Annotated in this window: 15 protein-coding genes; 5 read left to right on the forward strand and 10 right to left on the reverse strand. The window is 67.1% G+C overall.

Annotated elements, in window-relative coordinates:
• Positions 1-255 precede the first annotated feature (255 nt).
• The 10 genes from purH to AC1RWI_RS35300 form a co-directional block, all read right to left on the reverse strand.
• Positions 256-1,830, reverse strand: a complete 1,575-nt coding sequence (purH, locus tag AC1RWI_RS35255; RefSeq protein ID WP_492870627.1) for a bifunctional phosphoribosylaminoimidazolecarboxamide formyltransferase/IMP cyclohydrolase — start codon at positions 1,828-1,830, stop codon at positions 256-258.
• Positions 1,831-1,847: 17 nt separating this feature from the next.
• Positions 1,848-2,081 (reverse strand): Fis family transcriptional regulator, encoded by a 234-nt coding sequence (locus AC1RWI_RS35260; RefSeq protein ID WP_006156396.1) that lies wholly within the window; start codon positions 2,079-2,081, stop codon positions 1,848-1,850.
• Positions 2,078-3,172, reverse strand: a complete 1,095-nt coding sequence (dusB, locus tag AC1RWI_RS35265) for a tRNA dihydrouridine synthase DusB (RefSeq protein ID WP_043343725.1) — start codon at positions 3,170-3,172, stop codon at positions 2,078-2,080. The genes AC1RWI_RS35260 and dusB overlap by 4 nt, the downstream gene beginning before the upstream one ends.
• A 240-nt stretch (positions 3,173-3,412) precedes the next feature.
• Entirely contained in the window at positions 3,413-4,660 is a 1,248-nt protein-coding gene (locus tag AC1RWI_RS35270; RefSeq protein WP_043343729.1) for a UbiH/UbiF/VisC/COQ6 family ubiquinone biosynthesis hydroxylase, read from the reverse strand.
• Positions 4,641-5,150: a hypothetical protein gene (locus AC1RWI_RS35275; protein WP_492870628.1), complete on the reverse strand. Its 510-nt coding sequence runs from the start codon at positions 5,148-5,150 to the stop codon at positions 4,641-4,643. The genes AC1RWI_RS35270 and AC1RWI_RS35275 overlap by 20 nt, the downstream gene beginning before the upstream one ends.
• A complete protein-coding gene (locus AC1RWI_RS35280; RefSeq protein ID WP_043343737.1) occupies positions 5,147-6,529 on the reverse strand; it encodes an aminopeptidase P N-terminal domain-containing protein in 1,383 nt (460 codons plus the stop codon). Before AC1RWI_RS35280 ends, AC1RWI_RS35275 begins: the two co-directional genes overlap by 4 nt.
• An 81-nt stretch (positions 6,530-6,610) precedes the next feature.
• Entirely contained in the window at positions 6,611-7,351 is a 741-nt protein-coding gene (gene murU / locus AC1RWI_RS35285) for an N-acetylmuramate alpha-1-phosphate uridylyltransferase MurU (RefSeq protein ID WP_043343740.1), read from the reverse strand.
• 17 nt (positions 7,352-7,368) lie between these two features.
• Positions 7,369-7,707, reverse strand: coding sequence for an AzlD domain-containing protein (locus AC1RWI_RS35290; protein WP_043343742.1), 339 nt, complete (start codon positions 7,705-7,707; stop codon positions 7,369-7,371).
• Positions 7,704-8,456 carry an AzlC family ABC transporter permease gene (locus tag AC1RWI_RS35295; RefSeq protein ID WP_492870629.1) on the reverse strand — a complete coding sequence of 251 codons (753 nt, stop codon included), beginning with the start codon at positions 8,454-8,456 and terminating at the stop codon, positions 7,704-7,706. Before AC1RWI_RS35295 ends, AC1RWI_RS35290 begins: the two co-directional genes overlap by 4 nt.
• A 31-nt stretch (positions 8,457-8,487) precedes the next feature.
• Positions 8,488-9,522: an aminoglycoside phosphotransferase family protein gene (locus AC1RWI_RS35300; RefSeq protein WP_043343747.1), complete on the reverse strand. Its 1,035-nt coding sequence runs from the start codon at positions 9,520-9,522 to the stop codon at positions 8,488-8,490.
• A gap of 156 nt (positions 9,523-9,678) precedes the next feature.
• Here AC1RWI_RS35300 and AC1RWI_RS35305 point away from each other — a divergent pair, with 156 nt between their 5' ends.
• The 5 genes from AC1RWI_RS35305 (at position 9,679) to trpS (ending at position 16,675) form a co-directional block, all read left to right on the forward strand.
• Entirely contained in the window at positions 9,679-12,084 is a 2,406-nt protein-coding gene (locus tag AC1RWI_RS35305; RefSeq protein ID WP_492870630.1) for an LPS-assembly protein LptD, read from the forward strand.
• Positions 12,085-12,093: 9 nt separating this feature from the next.
• Positions 12,094-13,584: a peptidylprolyl isomerase gene (locus AC1RWI_RS35310; protein WP_043351242.1), complete on the forward strand. Its 1,491-nt coding sequence runs from the start codon at positions 12,094-12,096 to the stop codon at positions 13,582-13,584.
• A gap of 18 nt (positions 13,585-13,602) precedes the next feature.
• Positions 13,603-14,652, forward strand: a complete 1,050-nt coding sequence (gene pdxA, locus AC1RWI_RS35315) for a 4-hydroxythreonine-4-phosphate dehydrogenase PdxA (protein WP_043343755.1) — start codon at positions 13,603-13,605, stop codon at positions 14,650-14,652.
• Between the two features lie 20 nt (positions 14,653-14,672).
• Complete coding sequence (gene rsmA / locus AC1RWI_RS35320) at positions 14,673-15,494, forward strand: 16S rRNA (adenine(1518)-N(6)/adenine(1519)-N(6))-dimethyltransferase RsmA (RefSeq protein WP_492870631.1); 822 nt, start codon at positions 14,673-14,675, stop codon at positions 15,492-15,494.
• A gap of 158 nt (positions 15,495-15,652) precedes the next feature.
• Positions 15,653-16,675 carry a tryptophan--tRNA ligase gene (trpS, locus tag AC1RWI_RS35325; RefSeq protein WP_043343760.1) on the forward strand — a complete coding sequence of 341 codons (1,023 nt, stop codon included), beginning with the start codon at positions 15,653-15,655 and terminating at the stop codon, positions 16,673-16,675.
• Positions 16,676-16,822 lie beyond the last annotated feature (147 nt).

The raw sequence follows: 16,822 nt of genomic DNA on the forward strand, positions 1-16,822 counted from the left end.
CGATACTCAGACATGGGTCCCTCTTTTCCGCTCTTTTCGCCGAATCCCGAGGCGCCCCATACGGCCTTGGCACACCTCCACGGCTCGCTTCGCATCGCGTTGGGGTGTGGCCCGCCCTTCGGGCGCTTCACACGGCTACATCAATCGGTTGATCTTGCCGCTGGTTGGCTCCCCTCTCCCGCTTGCGGGAGAGGGGCCGGGGGAGAGGGCGGGCGCTTGCGATGCCGCGATGCGTTCAAGTGCCCAGCCCGGACCTCAATGGCGGAAGTGACGGACGCCGGTCAACACCATTGCGATATTGCGCTCGTCGGCGGCGGCGATCACTTCGTCGTCGCGCATCGAGCCGCCCGGCTGGATGACGCAGGTGGCGCCTGCGTCCACCACGACGTCCAGGCCATCGCGGAACGGGAAGAAGGCGTCCGATGCCACGGCCGAGCCCGCCAGCGTGAGGCCGGCGTTCTGCGCCTTGATGCTGGCGATGCGGGCCGAGTCCACGCGGCTCATCTGGCCGGCGCCGACGCCTAGCGTCATGCCGCCGCCACAGAACACGATGGCGTTCGACTTGACGAACTTGGCCACGCGCCAGGCGAACATCAGGTCGTCCATTTCCTTGGGCGTGGGCTGGCGCTTGGTCACAACGCGCAGTTCGTCCCGCTGGACGTTCCTGGCGTCGGGGCCTTGCACCAGCAGGCCGCCGCCGACGCGCTTGAAGTCATACGGGTTGAGGCCGTTGCCCAGCGGAATTTCCAGCAGGCGCACGTTTTGCTTGGCAGCAAACACGGCGCGCGCGCCGGCGCTGAACGACGGGGCGATCAGCACCTCGACGAACTGCTTGGCCACGGCTTGGGCGACGGCTTCGTCCAGCTCGACGTTGAAGGCGATGATGCCGCCGAAGGCCGAGGTCGAGTCGGTCTTGAGGGCTTTTTCGTAGGCTTCCAGCGCGTTGGCGCCGACTGCCACGCCGCACGGGTTGGCGTGCTTGATGATCACGCAGGCCGCGCCGGTGGCAGCGCCGAAGGTCTTGACGCATTCCCATGCCGCATCGGCGTCGGCGATGTTGTTGTACGACAGTTCCTTGCCTTGCAACTGCGTGTAGTTGGCCAGCGCGCCGTCGGAGGCTTTCAGGTCGCGGTAGAAGGCGGCCGACTGGTGCGGATTCTCGCCATAGCGCATTTCCTGCACCTTCTCGAAGGCCAGGTTCAGCGTCTGCGGGTAGGCGCTGCGGGTCTGGTGCGCCTTGTCCGCGCCGAGGCTGGTCAGGTAGTTGGTGATGGCGCCGTCGTACTGCGCGGTGTGGGCGAACACCTTGGTGGCCAGGCGGAAGTTGGTGTCGTAGCCGACGCTGTTGGCGTTGGCGCGCATTTCTTCCAGCACCGGCGCGTAGTCGGCCGGGTCCACGATGACGGTGACGTCGCGGTGGTTCTTGGCGGCCGAGCGCAGCATGGTGGGGCCGCCGATGTCGATGTTCTCGATGGCGTCCGGCAGGGAGCAGTCATCCTTGGCCACGGTTTGCTGGAACGGGTACAGGTTCACGACCAGCAGGTCGATGGTGGGGATGTTGTGCTCGGCGAGCGCCGCCATGTGCTCGGGCAGGTCGCGGCGGGCCAGGATGCCGCCGTGCACCTTCGGGTGCAGGGTCTTGACGCGGCCATCGAGCATTTCGGGGAAACCGGTGTAGTCGGCCACCTCCGTGACGGGCAGGCCGGCATCGGCCAGCAGCTTGGCGGTGCCGCCGGTGGAGAGCAGCGCGACGCCGAGCGAGTTGAGCTCGCGGGCAAATTCGACGATGCCGGTCTTGTCGGATACGGAGAGGAGGGCTTGCTTGATCATGGCTATGGGGAGACGCTTCAAAGTAAACCGTGCTGCTGCAACTTCTTGCGCAGCGTATTGCGATTGATGCCCAGGTAGGCGGCCGCGAGCGACTGGTTGCGCTCGGCGCGCGCCATCACTGCTTCCAGCAGCGGCCGTTCCACGGCTTCGAGCACCATGTTGTACATATTCGACGGCTCTTCACCGTCCAGGTCGCGAAAGTAGGCACCCAGGCTGTCCCGGATGCACTGGTCGATAGCGTTGCGGCTCATGCGGCAAGCAACTCCCCGTTATTGTTGTTGTTCGACTTGTTGCGTTTCTCGTCGTCGGCGTCATCCGTGCCGTGCGCGCCGTCTTCCACGTAGACCAGGCGCTCGGACAGCAGCGCCTGCTCATCGAAGAACTCGTTGACCGCGGCAAGCTGGGCCGTGGTGCTGTCCAGCGTGTTCATGCGGTGGCGGAACAGGTTGGCGCCGGCCAGGCCGCGCGTGTACCAGGCAATGTGCTTGCGCGCGGTGCGCACGCCGGTAAACTCGCCGTAGAAGTCGTAGTGGTCTTCCAGGTGCGCGTTCATGATGGCGCGGATCTCGGCCACTTCCGGCGACGGCAGCAGCTCGCCGGTGGCCAGGTAGTGCTCGATCTCGCGGAACAGCCAGGGCCGGCCCTGCGCCGCGCGGCCGATCATGATGGCGTCGGCGCCGGTCACGGCCAGCACATGCTTGGCTTTTTGCGGCGTGGTGACGTCGCCATTGGCGACCACGGGGATGGAGAGCGCCGCCTTGACCGCCGCAATGGTCTCGTACTCGGCTTCGCCCTTGTACAGGTCGGCGCGCGTGCGCCCGTGCACGGTGAGCATGCTGATGCCGGCGTCTTCCACCATGCGCGCGATGCGAAGCGCATTGCGGTTCTGGCGGTCCCAGCCGGTACGGATCTTGAGCGTGACAGGCACGCGCGGATCGACCTCGGCCACGGCGGCGACCACCGCCTGGACGATGCGCAGCACCAGCGGCTCGTTTTGCAGCAGCGCCGAGCCGGCGGCCACATTGCACACCTTCTTGGCCGGGCAGCCCATGTTGATGTCGATGATCTGCGCGCCGCGCTCCACGTTGTGGCGCGCGGCCTGCGCCATCATGGCCGGCTCGGCGCCGGCGATCTGCACCGCGATGGGCTCGACTTCGCCCGTGTGGTTGGCGCGCCGCATGGTCTTTTCGCTCTTCCACAGCTGTGCGTTGGAGGCGACCATTTCGGACACCGCATAGCCCGCCCCCAGCCGTTTGCACAGCTGGCGGAATGGCCGGTCCGTCACACCGGCCATGGGCGCGACGAACAGGTTGTTGCGGAGTTGGTGCGGTCCGATTTGCACGATAGCGACTGTGTAGCGACTGTAGCGACTGACGAGGGGCCGCAAGGCGGCCCCGCAACTAGGCAAAAATGAAAATGGCATGCCCTGCCGAAACAGTGCTCGGCGTCATTCAGTGGACATGTGCGAGGGCAGGATTTTACCGCCAAACGACCCGGGCTGCTCAAGATTTGAGCAAATATTGCACCGGGCCGGAATGCAAACCATATTGACGACAGGGCCGCCGGCGGCCCTTGGCAGCCTTTAGCGGCGCATGCCGTACATCATCTGGCGCGCCAGCGTGTCCTTGAGCGGTCCCAGGCAAGCGAGCGCCGCCAGGGACGCCCCACGCGCGTGGGCAGCGAGCGGGTAGGAAACGCCAAACACCCGCGGCAGCAGGTCAGTCACGCCAATGGTGACGGCCCGATCCAGCTTTTGTTGCGCCGCAAACGCCTGCAAGGCCTGTGGGCTGCAGTCGGCGCGCAGCGCGAGCGCCAGGGCAAAGGCGTCGCGCAGGCCGAGGTTGAGTCCTTGGCCTGCTACCGGATGTAGCGTCTGCGCCGCATTGCCGACCGCCACCACGCGGCCCTCCACGGTGACGGGCGCCGCGTTCAGCCCAAGCGGGAAGGCATGGCGCTTGCCAATGCCGGTGAAGCGGCCCATGCGCGGGCCGAAGGCTTGCTCCAGTTCAGCAAGGAACTCCCCGTCGGGCAGCGCGAGCCGGCGCGCCGCTTGTTCCGGCGGGCAGCACCAGACCAGGGCGTAGCCGGGCGTGCCGTGTTCTTCATGCGGCAGCAGCGCCAGCGGCCCTTCCTCGGTAAAGCGCTCCCAGGCCCAGCCGGGCTGCGGGCGCGAGCAGCCCACGTGGGCCACGATGGCGGTCTGCCCATAGTCGCGCCGGTATTTTTGCCCCTGCACGCCACGCTCCGCGCGGGTGGATTGCTGGTGGAACAGGCCGCCTTCGGCCTGCACCACCAGGCGCGCGCCGAAGGCGGCGGGCTGCTGGTCATGCCCATGGCCGCAGAGGCGCACCAGGCTGGCTGCGGCCGTATCGGGACCCGACTGCTCCAGATGATCGATGCGCGTCTCGTAGACCCGTTCCAGGCGTTCGCCAACTGGGGCGGGGCTGGCCCGGACGGCCTGGGCCAGCGCGCGCTCGAGCGCCTCGCACAGCTCGCCGTAGCGCACCACATAGCCCAGCGCGGGTACGTCGTAGTCGTGGCTGTGCAGCTTGACGTGGCCGAACCGCCCGCGTTGCGACACATGGATATGCTCGATCGGGGTGACAGAGCGAGGCCACGCGCCGATCTGCTCGAGCAGCTGGCGGCTGCCGTACGACAGCGCGATGGCGCGCGGATCGCGGGATGCGCGCGCCGGCGTGGCGGCGTCGATCAAGGTCAGGCGCCATGGGCTCTTGCGCAGCAACAGGCAGGCCAGCGCGAGGCCTACCGGCCCTGCGCCGACAATGGCGATATCCATGTCCGCAGAGGCGTCAGTGCTTGCCGGGCTCATGCGCGCTGCCTGGCTGGGCGACGGGGTTGCTGTCGTTGCCCGCACTGCTCATGGCGCTGGACTGCGCCGGCTGTGCGCCGCGTTTCCAGCAATTGGCGTCAGTGCGGTGCTTGCCCGCCGCCGCGTCGCTCAGGGCGTTGTCCAGCTTCTGCTGGTTGAAGCCGGGAAACGCCTGCAGGCGTTCCACCAGCGCCGCGTGATTGGCCGCGTCGAGCGGTACCACGCAGCCCCGGGGCGTGCCATCGACCTTGGCGTCTCCCACCAGGATCAGCCAGGCCTTCCCGGCCCATGGCTCGCGGTTCGAGACCCGCACCACCACGCGTTCGATCACGTCCCATTCGAGCTCTTCACGCTGGCCATCGGGGCGATGCACGACCAAGCGGTCGTCATAGAGGTTGATCACGAACGGTTGCGCGGGATCAACCGCGCGCGCGCGGCTGGTCTGCGTGCGCTCGCCGCTCGGAAGTATCTTGCGTAGCCAACCGATCATCGCGCACCTCCCGCGTCGCGCATCAGCGCCTCGATGTCGTCCGCCTTGACCGGAACGCCGCGCGTCATCAGTTCGCAGCCGCCCCCGGTGACAACCGCATCGTCTTCGATGCGGATGCCGATATGCCAGAAGCGCTCCGGCACTTCCGGTGCCGGGCGCACGTAGATGCCGGGCTCCACCGTCAGCACCATGCCGGGCGCGAGCGGACGCCAGGCGCGCTCGCCCTCGGCCGGCGCGGCGCCGGGCACGCGGTACTCGCCCACGTCATGCACGTCCATGCCCAGCCAGTGGCCGGTACGGTGCATGTAGAACTGGCGGTAGCTGCCGCTGGCGAGCACCTCGTCCAGGCTACCGCAACGGTTCGCGTCGAGCAGGCCGGTATCAAGCATGCCCTGCGCCAGCACCCGCGTGGCGGCGTCGTGCGGCACGTTGTAGGGCACGCCGGGGCGGGTCTCGGCGATGGCGGCTTCCTGCGCGGCCACCACCAGGTCGTACAGCTCGCGCTGGGCTGGCGAGAAGCGGCCGGAGACAGGGAAGGTGCGGGTGATGTCGGACGCGTAGCCATCGAGCTCGCAGCCGGCGTCGATCAGGCACAGGTCGCCGTCGCGCAGCTCGGCGGGGCCGGCGCGGTAGTGCAGCACGCAGGCATTGGGGCCAGTGGCGACGATCGAGTTGTAGGCGACGCTCTGCGCACCGTGGCGGCGGAATTCGTAGAGCAGCTCGGCTTCCAGGTGGTATTCGCGCAGGCCTTCGCGCGAAGCGCGCATGGCGCGCACATGGGCCTGGGCCGAGATCTCGGCGGCGCGGCGCATGGTGGCGATCTCGCCGGCATCCTTGAACAAGCGCATCTCGTCGAGGATGGTGCGGATATCGATCGCCGTCGATGGCGCGGTTACGCCGGCACGGCCTTGCATGCGCACCGTTTCGAGCCAGCGCCGCACCTGCATGTCGGTGCGGGTGTTGGCGGCCAGCGGGTAGGCCACCACAGCGTGGTTGGCCAGCAGCGAGGGCAGCACGGCGTCGATTTCCTCGATCGAATGTGCCTCGTCGAAGCCGAAGGCCGCCTGCGCGCCTTCCGGGCCATAGCGAAAGCCATCCCAGATCTCGCGCTCTTCGTGCTTGGGGCGGCAGAACAGGATGCTGCGCTCGGCGCCACCCGCCAGCGCCACCAGGACCAGCACGGCCTCCGGCTCGGTGAAGCCAGTCAGGTAATAGAAATAGCTGTCGTGGCGATAGGGATAGTCGCTATCGCGGTTGCGCATGGCTTCCGGCGCGGTGGGCAGGATCGCCACGCCGCCGCCGGCGGCGCGCAATTGCTGCAGCACGCGGGCGCGCCGGTCGCGACAGGCGAGAAGGAGGGCGGAGTCGGGTGCGGACATGTGTTGGGCCACGTGGATGGGGAATAGGGCGATTCTAACGCCGCCTGATTGCCGGCGCGGGGCTGGACTGGCCGGACCCGCTCAGGGCAGGGGTGCGCAAGCGGTGCCGGCCCGCGCTAGCACCGTGGCATCGAGGGCCGCCAGCTGGGCCGGCGTGCCGACGTTCTCCCAGGCGCCGTCGAAGCGCTCGCCGCTGGCCAGCCCGGCTGCCACGGCGGCGCGGTAGTAGGGCGTCATGGCAACTTTCTGGCCAGGCTCGATGGCGGTGAACAACCGGGTGTCGTACAGGCCGATATTGCCGAAGGTCAGGCTCGGCGCCGTAGCCGTTGGCGTGGGCAACAACAGGCCGTCGGCACCGAGCGCAAAATCGCCGTCCGGATGGAACGGCGGATTGGGCACCATGACCAGGTGCATGCGCGGCTCGGGCGCACCGGCCATGGCGCGCGCGCGAGGCAGCAGGGCGCGGAAGTCGTAGTCGGTGAAGATGTCGCCGGACACCGCCAGGAAGATCTCGCCGCGCTCGGGTGCGGCTGACAGCAGCGGCAACGCCTGGGCGATGCCGCCGGCGGTTTCCAGCGCGCTGGGCTCGGCCGAGTACGCCAGGCGCACGCCGAAGCGGTTGCCATCACCGAGCGCCTGCTCGATCTGCTCGCCGAGCCAGGCGTGGTTGATCACGATGTCCTTGAAGCCGGCGCGCGCCAGCGCCTCGATCTTCCAGACGATCAGCGGCTTGCCGCCCACCGGCAGCAGCGGCTTGGGGTGGGCATCGGTCAGCGGGCGCATGCGCTCGCCGCGCCCGGCTGCAAAAATCATGGCTTTCAATGCAGGGTCTCCGGCGCTTATTTCAGCGCGTGGTTCAGCAGGTATGTCAGCGCGATCAGGGTGCCCATGCCGCCAGCGATGGTCCAGCCAATGCTGCGCGTCCTGGCGGCGATGACAATGGCCACAAGCCCGGCTACCAGGCGCGCATTGCCGGGACCGATGTCGACGTGGCCATCGCGCATCAGCAGGTCGGGCGCGATCAACGCCGACAGCATGGCCGCCGGCACGAACTGCAGCGCGGTGCGAAACCACGACGGCAGCCGCACCCGGCCTTCCACGGCAATGAAGGACAGGCGGATCAGGAAGGTGGCGAGGCCGGCGCCGATAAAGACCAGCAGCAGGGTCAGCTGGCTCATGCGGCGGGCTCCGTCGCGGCCGGCTTGCGCTGCCTGCGGTCCTTGCCAAGCAGCAGCATGCCCGTGGCGATTCCGCCCAGCGCCGCGACCATCAGGCCAAGCTTGTGCGGCATGCCGTAGCAGGCCACTGCTAGCGCCGTGGCCGCCAGCGCCGCCGCGGCGTGCGAGCGGTGCTTGATGCCGGGCACGATGATGGCGATGAAGGTGAGCGGCAGGAAGAAATCGAGCGGCCAGTCGCGCGGGATCTGGGCGCCCACCAGCACACCCGCCAGCGTCGAGACCTGCCAGCTGGCCCACAGCGCGAAGCCGGCGCCAAAGAAGAACCAGTGGCGGTAGCGCTTGTGTTCGTCGTCGTCGCTGAGGCGCCGCGTCATGGCGGCGAAGGCCTCGTCGGTCAGCAGGTAGGAGATGAGTGCCTTCCAGCGGCCCGGCAGGTGCGCCAGAGCCGGGGCCATGGTGGCCGAGTACAGCGCATGGCGCAGGTTGACCATGGCGACCGTCACGGCGATCAGCACCGCCGGCGTGCCCGCCGCCCACAGTTGCGTCAGGATCATCTGCGAGGCGCCGCCGAACACGATTGCGCTCATGGCGCAGGCCAGCCATGCGGGCATGCCGGCGTTGACCGCCAGCACGCCATAGATCAGGCCGAACGGCGCCACGCCGAGCAGCATCGGCGCCAGCGCCCGCACGCCTGCCCACCACTCGCCGCCGCGGGTGAGCGTGGCCGTGGGGTCTGCGCCGGATGTCATGGCTGCGCGTCCGGCATGGCTTGCGCCGGCATCAGAACGTGTAGCCGACCGGGCGCTCGACGCCGTCGAGGGCGTCGAACAGGCGTACCAGCCTGCGCAGCTCGATGTAGCGGCCCGCCACCTGGCGCGCGTACTTGAGCACCAGCGGCAGGTTGGCCAGGTAGCCATCCTTGCCGTCGCGATGGTACAGGCGGGCAAAGATGCCGAGCACCTTGAGGTGGCGCTGCAGGCCCATCCACTCGAAATCCCGGTAAAAATCGCCAAAGTCGGGCGCCACCGGCAGCCCGGCCTTGCGCGCGCGCTCCCAGTAGCGGATCAGCCAGTCGAGCTGCTCCTGCTCGTCCCATTCAATATAGGCATCGCGCCACAGCGATACCGCATCATAGGTAATGGGACCGATCACCGCGTCCTGGAAATCCAGGATGCCGGGATTGGCCTCGCCCTCAAGCACCATCAGGTTGCGCGAGTGATAGTCGCGATGCACATACACCTGTGGCTGGGCCAGGTTGTTGGCCAGCAACGTCTGCATCACTTCGGCCAGCCCGGATTCCTGGTCGGGCGTCAGTGTCACGCCCAGGTGCCGAGCCACGTACCACTGCGGGAACAAGTCGACTTCGCGCTGCAGCAGCGCCCGGTCGTAGGCGGGCAAGGTGCCGGGACGGGTCGCGAGCTGGATCTTCACGAGCGCGGCGGCGGCATCGCCATAGAGGCCGCGCGCGCTGGCCGCGTCCAGCCGGGACAGATACGTGGTGTTGCCCAGGTCGCTGAGCAGCAGGAAGCCTTGCTCGAGGTCCTGCGCCAGTACCTTGGGCACGGTCACGCCGGCGGCGCCGAACAGTTCCGCGACATGGATGAAGGGGCGGCAGTCCTCCTGCGCGGGAGGCGCATCCATCACGATCACGCTCGGATGGTCGGGGTGGCAGGTGCTGGCCCGGAAGTACCGCCGGAAGCTGGCGTCAGCCGATGCGGGGGTACAGGAGTCGGGGTTAACGGACCAGGCCGGACCGAGTCCGGACACCCAGACTTTGAGCTGGTCGAGACGCGGGTCGAGAGGATGTGCTGCCATGCCGGAAAGGGAGAATAGGATGCCCCGTATAATACCCGACCAGACCCGGGCCCCGGGGCGGCTCCCAGGCGGGCCTCCCACAGCCCGACAGCCTGCTTCGGCGGTGGCTGGCGGTTGCTGGGCCGCCGCCGCCGCTCTGACTCATGACCCGCTCGCATGACCGAACAACGACGATCACCGAACCAGAAGGCTAGCAAGACACCGACACGACTCCCCGGCAGCGCGTTGCGCCCGCTCGTGTTGGCCATGGCCGGCTGGTCGGTGGGCGCGCACGCGCAGGCCGTGAGTTCGGCCATTCCCGACCTGCCGGTGGCCGAGCCGGCCGTCGAGGCGGTGCCCGAGGCTGCGCCGGTAGCCGGCAAGCTGGTGCCGCGCCTGGCCGAACCGGGCACGGCCAAGACCAAGACGGCCGAGCCGGACGACAACCCGCCCACCTTTGTCTCGGGCGATCGCATGACCGGCTATAACCAGCGTGGCGTGGAGCTCGAGGGCAACGCCGAGCTGCGCCGCAATGGCGGCGTGGTCAAGGGCGACAAGCTCACCTACGATCAGGACAGCGACGAGGCTTTCGTCCATGGCAATGCCCGCGTCGCCCGCGACGGCTCGCTCTCGGTCGGGCCGGAAGCCCGGCTGCGGGTCGAGGCCAACGAAGGCTACATGCTGTCGCCGGACTACTATTTCCAGCAGACCGGCGGCTCCGGCAAGGCCGAGCGCATCGATTTCATCGACAAGAACCTCAGCACGATCAAGCGCGCCACCTACACGACCTGTTCGCCGGACAACGCGGACTGGTATTTCAGCGCGCGCGAGCTCGACATCGACAGCGACCGCCAGGTGGGCACCGCCTATGGCGGCGTGCTGCGCTTTTTCGACGTGCCGATCATGGCCGCGCCGGTGTTCAGCTTTCCGCTCAACAACGAGCGCCGCAGCGGCGTGCTGCCGCCGCTGATCGGCTACGGCTCGAAATCGGGCATGGACCTCACGGTCCCGTATTACTTCAATATCGCGCCGAACCGGGATCTGACCTTGTTCCCGCGCTACATGTCGTCACGCGGTTTTCAGCTCGGCAGCGACTTTCGCTACGTGGGTCAGGGCTATTCGGGGCGCATCGGTGGCACTTTCCTACCCGATGACCAGAAGACTGGCACCAATCGCTGGTCCTATTCGGTCCAGCACTACCAGAACATCGCTCCCGGCCTGAATGCCTACCTTAACGTCAACAAGGTATCGGACGCGCAGTTTCCCAACGACCTGGGCCGCTCGGTAACGCAAGCGACGGTGCTGCAATTTAACCAGGAAGGCGGCGTTACCTACAACTGGCAGGATTTCACCTTACTGGCGCGGGTGCAGAAGTTTCAGACGCTCGCACCAAACCAGCCGTCGTATGAACGGGTGCCCCAGCTCAACGGCAAGTACATCCGCTACGACCTGGGCGGCTTCGATGTGCAGGTCGAGGCCGATTACTCACGCTTTCGCATCCCGCTGACCACCACTGGTACGCAGCAGCCGCAGGGCGAACGGGTGTTTATCCAGCCTTCGATCAGCTATCCGATCATCCGGCCAGGCTGGTTCGTCACGCCCAAGGTGACGTTCAATGCCACGCAGTACCAGATGGAGTCGTCCACCAACACCGCGGGCACGCCCAATACGCTGAACCGGGCGCTGCCGACCATGAGCCTGGACTCGGGCATGACGTTCGAGCGCGAGGCGCCGACCGTGAGCCGGCTGTTCGGCGTCAACTACGTGCAGACGCTGGAACCGCGTCTTTTTTATGTCTACACACCGTTCCGCGACCAGAGCCAGTTCCCGCTGTTCGATACGGTGCAGTCGGACTTCGGCTACGGGCAGATCTTCAGCGAGAACCCGTTCACCGGCTACGACCGTATCGCCGACAACAACAAAGTGACGGCCGGCGTGACCACGCGGCTGATCGAAGCGGCGAGCGGTATCGAGCGCTTCCGCGGCACGATCGCGCAGCGCTTCGACCTCACCGGCCAACGGGTACAGCTCAATGGTACCGATCCGGCCAAGTCAGGCTATTCCGATCTGCTGGCAGCGACGACCATCCAGCTGTTCAAGGGCTACTACCTCGACGCCGGGATGCAGTACAACCCGGACAGCGATCGGGTGATCTACTCGAACATCGCCTTCTCGTGGCGGCCGGAGCAGCGCAAGACGCTGAATATCGGCTATCGCTACCGGCGCCCTACCTCGGTGACGGACAATACCGCCATCGACCAGTTCGAGGTTTCGAGCCAGTGGCCGCTGACACAGCGCACCTACGGCATCGGCCGGGTCGCGTTCGACCTGAGCGCAAGCCAACTGGTGGACGCGCTGGCCGGCTTCGAATACGCAGCGGATTGCTGGGTTGGCCGTGTGGTCTACCAGCGCTTTCGCAATACCACGCAGGGCTACACCGGGCGCATCTTCTTCCAGGTGGAGTTCCGCGGGTTGTCCAAGATCGGTTCCAATCCGCTGGATGTGCTGCGGCTGAACGTGCCGGGTTATGAGCCCGTCCTCGCCAAGCCTGTTATCCCATCCCAGTTCGACCACTATGAATGACGGACCATGATGAAACGTCAAGAATTCAACGCGCGCCCCTCGATGTCTTCCCGCCTGACCGGCTGGCAAAGCCTGCTGCTGACCGCACTGCTGGCCGCCTTCGCGCTGCCGGCTTCGGCACAGCTGAAGGCGCCCGGGCAGAAGGCTACCGGCATCTTCCTGCCCCAGGCCGGCGACAGCGCTGCCGCCTCGCCCAGCCAGCCGCGCCTGGGCGTGACGCAGCCGGGCACGAGCGCCCAGCGCTCGCAACTGGTGGACGAGGTGGTGGCGATCGTCAACAACAGCGTGATCACGCGGCGCGAGTTGCTGGACCGCGCCGACGAGATCGAATCGCAGCTGCGCCAGGCCAACCGGCCGGTGCCGGCGCGCGCCGACCTGCTGGGCGAAGTGCTCGAGCGGCTGGTGATGGAGCGGGTGCAGACGCAGGCGGCGCAAGATGCGGGCATCAAGGTGACCGACCAGGAAGTCGATCGCGCCATTGAGTCGGTCGCGCAGCAAAACCATATCAATGCGACCGACCTGCGCAGCCAGGTCGAGCGCAGCGGCATGACCTGGACCAAGTATCGTGACGAGCTGCGCAAGCAGGTCCAGGTGATCCGCCTGCGCGAGCGCGAAGTCGATTCCAAGATCCAGGTCCATGACGGCGAGATCGACAACTATCTCGCCGCCCATGGCGGGCAGGGTGCCGCCGACAGCGGCCCCACCGAATTCAACGTCGCCCAGATACTGGTGCGCGTGCCTGAGGATGCCTCCGAAGCGCAGAAGGCCACCTTGCGCGCCAAGGCCGAAGGCCTGCTCAAGCAAGCCCAGGGCGGCGCGGATTTCGCCCAGCTGGCGCTGGGCTCCGACGGCCCCGAGGCCGCTCAGGGAGGCGCGCTCGGCTTCCGTGAAATCGGTCGGCTGCCGGCGCTGTTTGCCAATGCCGTGCTTGACCTGCAGCCTGGTGGCGTGGCGCCCCAGGTCATCGAGAGCGCCAACGGTTTCCATGTGCTCAAGCTGGTGGCCAAGCGCACCGCGCCGCCGGCAGCGTCGAACCCGGCGGCCAGCGATCGCATCACGCAGACCCAGGTGCGCCATATCCTGATCCGCACCGGCCCCAACATGCCGGAGGCCGAGGCACGCCGCCAGCTGGCCACGCTGCGCGACCGGATCACCCACGGTGGCGACTTTGCCGACGCGGCCAAGCGCTTCTCCCAGGATGGGTCGGCGCAGAACGGCGGCGATCTCGGCTGGGTATCGCCGGGCGAGCTGGTGCCGGAGTTCGAGCAGGCCATGAGCCGCCTGCGCCCGGGCGAGGTGTCCGAGCCCATCGTCACGCAGTTCGGCGTGCATCTGATCCAGGTGCTCAATCGCCGCGAGACCGAGATCACGCCGGAGAAGCAGCGCGACTTTGCCCGCGCGGAGATTCGCGAGCAGAAGGCGCGCGCGGCGTATGAAGACTGGCAGCGCCAGTTGCGCCAGGCCGCCTACGTGGAATACCGCGTCAACCGCCAGCGCTAACCGGAGCGCATCGCCACCATGTCCGAGCCGCTCGCGCTAGCCATCACCACCGGGGAACCCGCCGGCATTGGCCCCGACATCACTGTCGGCGCCTTGCTGCAACTTGCCGGCGAGCATCCGCAGGTGCGTTTTCACGTACTTGGCGACGCGGGCCTGCTGGCGGCGCGCGCCGCCGCGCTGGGTGTCGCGCAAGCCTGGGCGCACCGGCTTGCGGATGGCAGCGTGGTGTGCGACGACATCCCTCTGGCCGTGCCTTGCGATGCTGGCCGGCTGGACGCGCGCAACGGCGGCTATGTGCTTGCCTTGCTCGATGCCGCCATCGATGGCTGCATGGGCGGGACCAGCGGCACGCGGCGTTTTGCCGGGATGGTGACCGCGCCCGTGCAGAAGAGCACCATCAACGATGCCGGCGTGTCCTTCACCGGGCACACCGAATACCTGGCCGAGCGCGCCGGCGTGCCGCGCGTAGTGATGATGCTGGCCGGCCCGCAGCCCGCGCATGGCAACGCCATGCTGCGCGTGGCGCTGGCCACCACCCACCTGCCATTGCGTGCGGTGCCCGATGCGCTGACCGTGTCGATGCTGGAAGAAACGCTGGCCATCGTCGACCACGACCTGCGCCGGCATTTCGGCATCGCCCGGCCGCGTATCCTGGTGACCGGCCTGAACCCGCATGCCGGCGAAAGCGGCCATATGGGCCGTGAGGAGATCGATGTGATCATTCCCGCGCTGGCCCATGCCGTGGACGCGGGCATCGATGCCCGCGGCCCGTACCCGGCCGACACGCTGTTCCAGCCCCGCCATCTCGATGGGGCTGACTGCGTGCTGGCGATGTACCACGACCAGGGCCTGGCCCCGCTCAAGTACGGCACATTTGGCCACGGCGTGAACATCACGCTGGGGCTGCCTTTTATCCGCACCTCGGTTGACCATGGCACTGCGCTCGACCTGGCCGCAAGTGGCCAGGCCGAGCACGGCAGCATGATCGAGGCGATCCGCAACGCCATCGCCATGGCCGGCCACGCCAACGGTCGGCCGCGCGCCGCGCCGCTGGTAGCAACACGCTGACGCCCGAGCGAGACCTAACTATGCGTTCCAACGTACACCAGGGCCATGTGGCCCGCAAACGATTCGGACAGAACTTCCTGGTCGATGACGGCATCATCCACGGCATCGTCAGTGCCATCGACCCGCAGCACGGCGACACCCTGGTCGAAATCGGCCCCGGTCTCGGCGCGCTGACCCAGCCGCTGCTGGAGCGCTTGCCGCAGATGCACGTGGTCGAGCTTGATCGCGACCTGGTAGAGCGCCTGCGCCGCCGCTACGGCGAACGGCTGGTGATCCACGCCGGCGACGCGCTGGCCTTCGATTTCGGCAAGCTGTGCGAAGCCGGCAAGCCGCTGCGCATCGTCGGCAACCTGCCCTACAACATCTCCAGCCCGCTGCTGTTCCACCTGGCCGAGTTTGCCGACCAGGTGCGCGACCAGCACTTCATGCTGCAAAAGGAAGTGGTCGAGCGCATGGTGGCTGAGCCGGGCAGCAAGGCCTTCGGGCGGCTGTCGATCATGCTGCAGGTGCGCTATCACATGGAGCATGTGCTCGATGTGCCGCCGGCCTCGTTCAACCCTCCGCCCAAGGTCGACTCCGCCGTGGTGCGCATGATCCCCTGGCCACGCCAGCCCGATGGCCAGTTGCGCTCTCCGTATCCCGCGTGCAACCTGACGGTGCTTGGCGACGTGGTGGCCGCGGCGTTCTCGCAGCGGCGCAAGGTCCTGCGCAATACACTGTCGATGCTGCGCGACCAGGTCGATTTTGAAGCGCTTGGCTTCGACCTGGCGCGGCGCGCCGAGGAAGTCCCCGTGGCCGAGTACGTCGGCCTGGCGCGCCAGCTTGAAACCCCGGCTACATGATGATGCGCACGACCGGCTCTCGTTCCCATTGGTGGCGCTGCTGAGCGCAGCGGCACGTCGTCATCCCCTGATTCCGACTCCAGCCGCCGCAGCCCGGTTGGCAGCGATCTGTCTGCGCTGACCGGCCCCGCGGCGCTTCTCTTACCCAAGGAAATGCCATGACTAGCGAAACGCAGGCGCCCCAGCGCAAGGTCATCCTCACCGGCGACCGTCCCACCGGCCAGCTTCACCTGGGCCACTACGTTGGCTCGCTCAAGAGCCGCGTGGCGCTGCAGGATACCCACAAGCAATATCTGCTGCTGGCCGACACCCAGGCCATGACCGACAACGCGCACGATCCGGACAAGGTGCGGCGCAACGTGCTGGAAGTGGCGCTCGACTACCTCGCGGTCGGCATCGACCCGGCCAAGACCACCATCACGGTGCAGTCGCACCTGCCCGCGCTGGCCGAGCTGACCCTGATGTACCTGAACTTCGTCACGGTCGCCCGGCTCGAGCGCAACCCGACCATCAAGGAAGAGATCCAGGCGCGCGGCTTCGGCCGCGATATCCCGGCGGGATTCCTGTGCTACCCGGCTTCGCAAGCTGCCGACATCACCGGCTTCAAGGCCACCGTGGTGCCGGTCGGCGAGGACCAGGCTCCCCTGATCGAGCAGACCAACGAGATCGCGCGCCGCATCAACCATCAGGTTGGCCGCGAAGTGCTGCCGGAAGCCGCCGCGCTGATCCCGCGCTTTGGCCGGCTGCCCGGCGTCGACGGCAAGGCCAAGATGAGCAAGTCGCAAGGCAACGCGATTTCGCTGGCAGCCTCGCCCGAGCAGGTCAAGGAAGCGGTCATGCGCATGTACACCGACGCCAACCACCTCAAGGTGTCCGATCCGGGCCAGGTGGAGGGCAATGTGGTGTTTACCTACCTCGACGCGTTCGACGAAGCGGTCGAGGAAGTGGCCGAGTTGAAGGAGCACTATCGGCGCGGCGGCTTGGGTGACATGGTGCTCAAGCGCAGGCTCGATGGCGTGCTGCAAGGGCTGCTGGCGCCGATTCGCGAGCGGCGCGAGGAGCTGGCCAAGGATCCCGCCTCTGTGTTTGACATTTTGAAGCAGGGGACGGAGCAGGCACGGTTGGTGACGCAGGCTACGTTGGATGAAGTGCGGGAGGCGTTGGGGATGTTTAGGTTTTGAGGTTGGGTTTGGTGGGGGCTGCAGCTTCAACTTCAACTTCAACTTTAGCGGCTTAACGTCAAGGTCAAAGGCTGAAAGTCAAAGGCAGTTTCACCTCCCCTGCGGGGAGGCGACCTACTTTCTTGTCTCGCCAAGAAAGTAGGCAAA

The organism is Cupriavidus sp. MPR-AND1C (assembly GCF_058809705.1).

Excerpts from the sequence above, each read along its gene's own strand:
- trpS (WP_043343760.1), top strand. The coding sequence starts at position 15,653 with ATGACTAGCGAAACGCAGGCGCCCCAGCGCAAGGTCATCCTCACCGGC.
- AC1RWI_RS35295 (WP_492870629.1), bottom strand. The coding sequence starts at position 8,456 with ATGACATCCGGCGCAGACCCCACGGCCACGCTCACCCGCGGCGGCGAG.
- AC1RWI_RS35305 (WP_492870630.1), top strand. The coding sequence starts at position 9,679 with ATGACCGAACAACGACGATCACCGAACCAGAAGGCTAGCAAGACACCG.
- rsmA (WP_492870631.1), top strand. The coding sequence starts at position 14,673 with ATGCGTTCCAACGTACACCAGGGCCATGTGGCCCGCAAACGATTCGGA.
- AC1RWI_RS35280 (WP_043343737.1), bottom strand. The coding sequence starts at position 6,529 with ATGTCCGCACCCGACTCCGCCCTCCTTCTCGCCTGTCGCGACCGGCGC.
- AC1RWI_RS35260 (WP_006156396.1), bottom strand. The coding sequence starts at position 2,081 with ATGAGCCGCAACGCTATCGACCAGTGCATCCGGGACAGCCTGGGTGCC.
- pdxA (WP_043343755.1), top strand. The coding sequence starts at position 13,603 with ATGTCCGAGCCGCTCGCGCTAGCCATCACCACCGGGGAACCCGCCGGC.
- AC1RWI_RS35270 (WP_043343729.1), bottom strand. The coding sequence starts at position 4,660 with ATGAGCCCGGCAAGCACTGACGCCTCTGCGGACATGGATATCGCCATT.
- AC1RWI_RS35275 (WP_492870628.1), bottom strand. The coding sequence starts at position 5,150 with ATGATCGGTTGGCTACGCAAGATACTTCCGAGCGGCGAGCGCACGCAG.
- AC1RWI_RS35310 (WP_043351242.1), top strand. The coding sequence starts at position 12,094 with ATGAAACGTCAAGAATTCAACGCGCGCCCCTCGATGTCTTCCCGCCTG.
- AC1RWI_RS35300 (WP_043343747.1), bottom strand. The coding sequence starts at position 9,522 with ATGGCAGCACATCCTCTCGACCCGCGTCTCGACCAGCTCAAAGTCTGG.
- purH (WP_492870627.1), bottom strand. The coding sequence starts at position 1,830 with ATGATCAAGCAAGCCCTCCTCTCCGTATCCGACAAGACCGGCATCGTC.
- AC1RWI_RS35290 (WP_043343742.1), bottom strand. The coding sequence starts at position 7,707 with ATGAGCCAGCTGACCCTGCTGCTGGTCTTTATCGGCGCCGGCCTCGCC.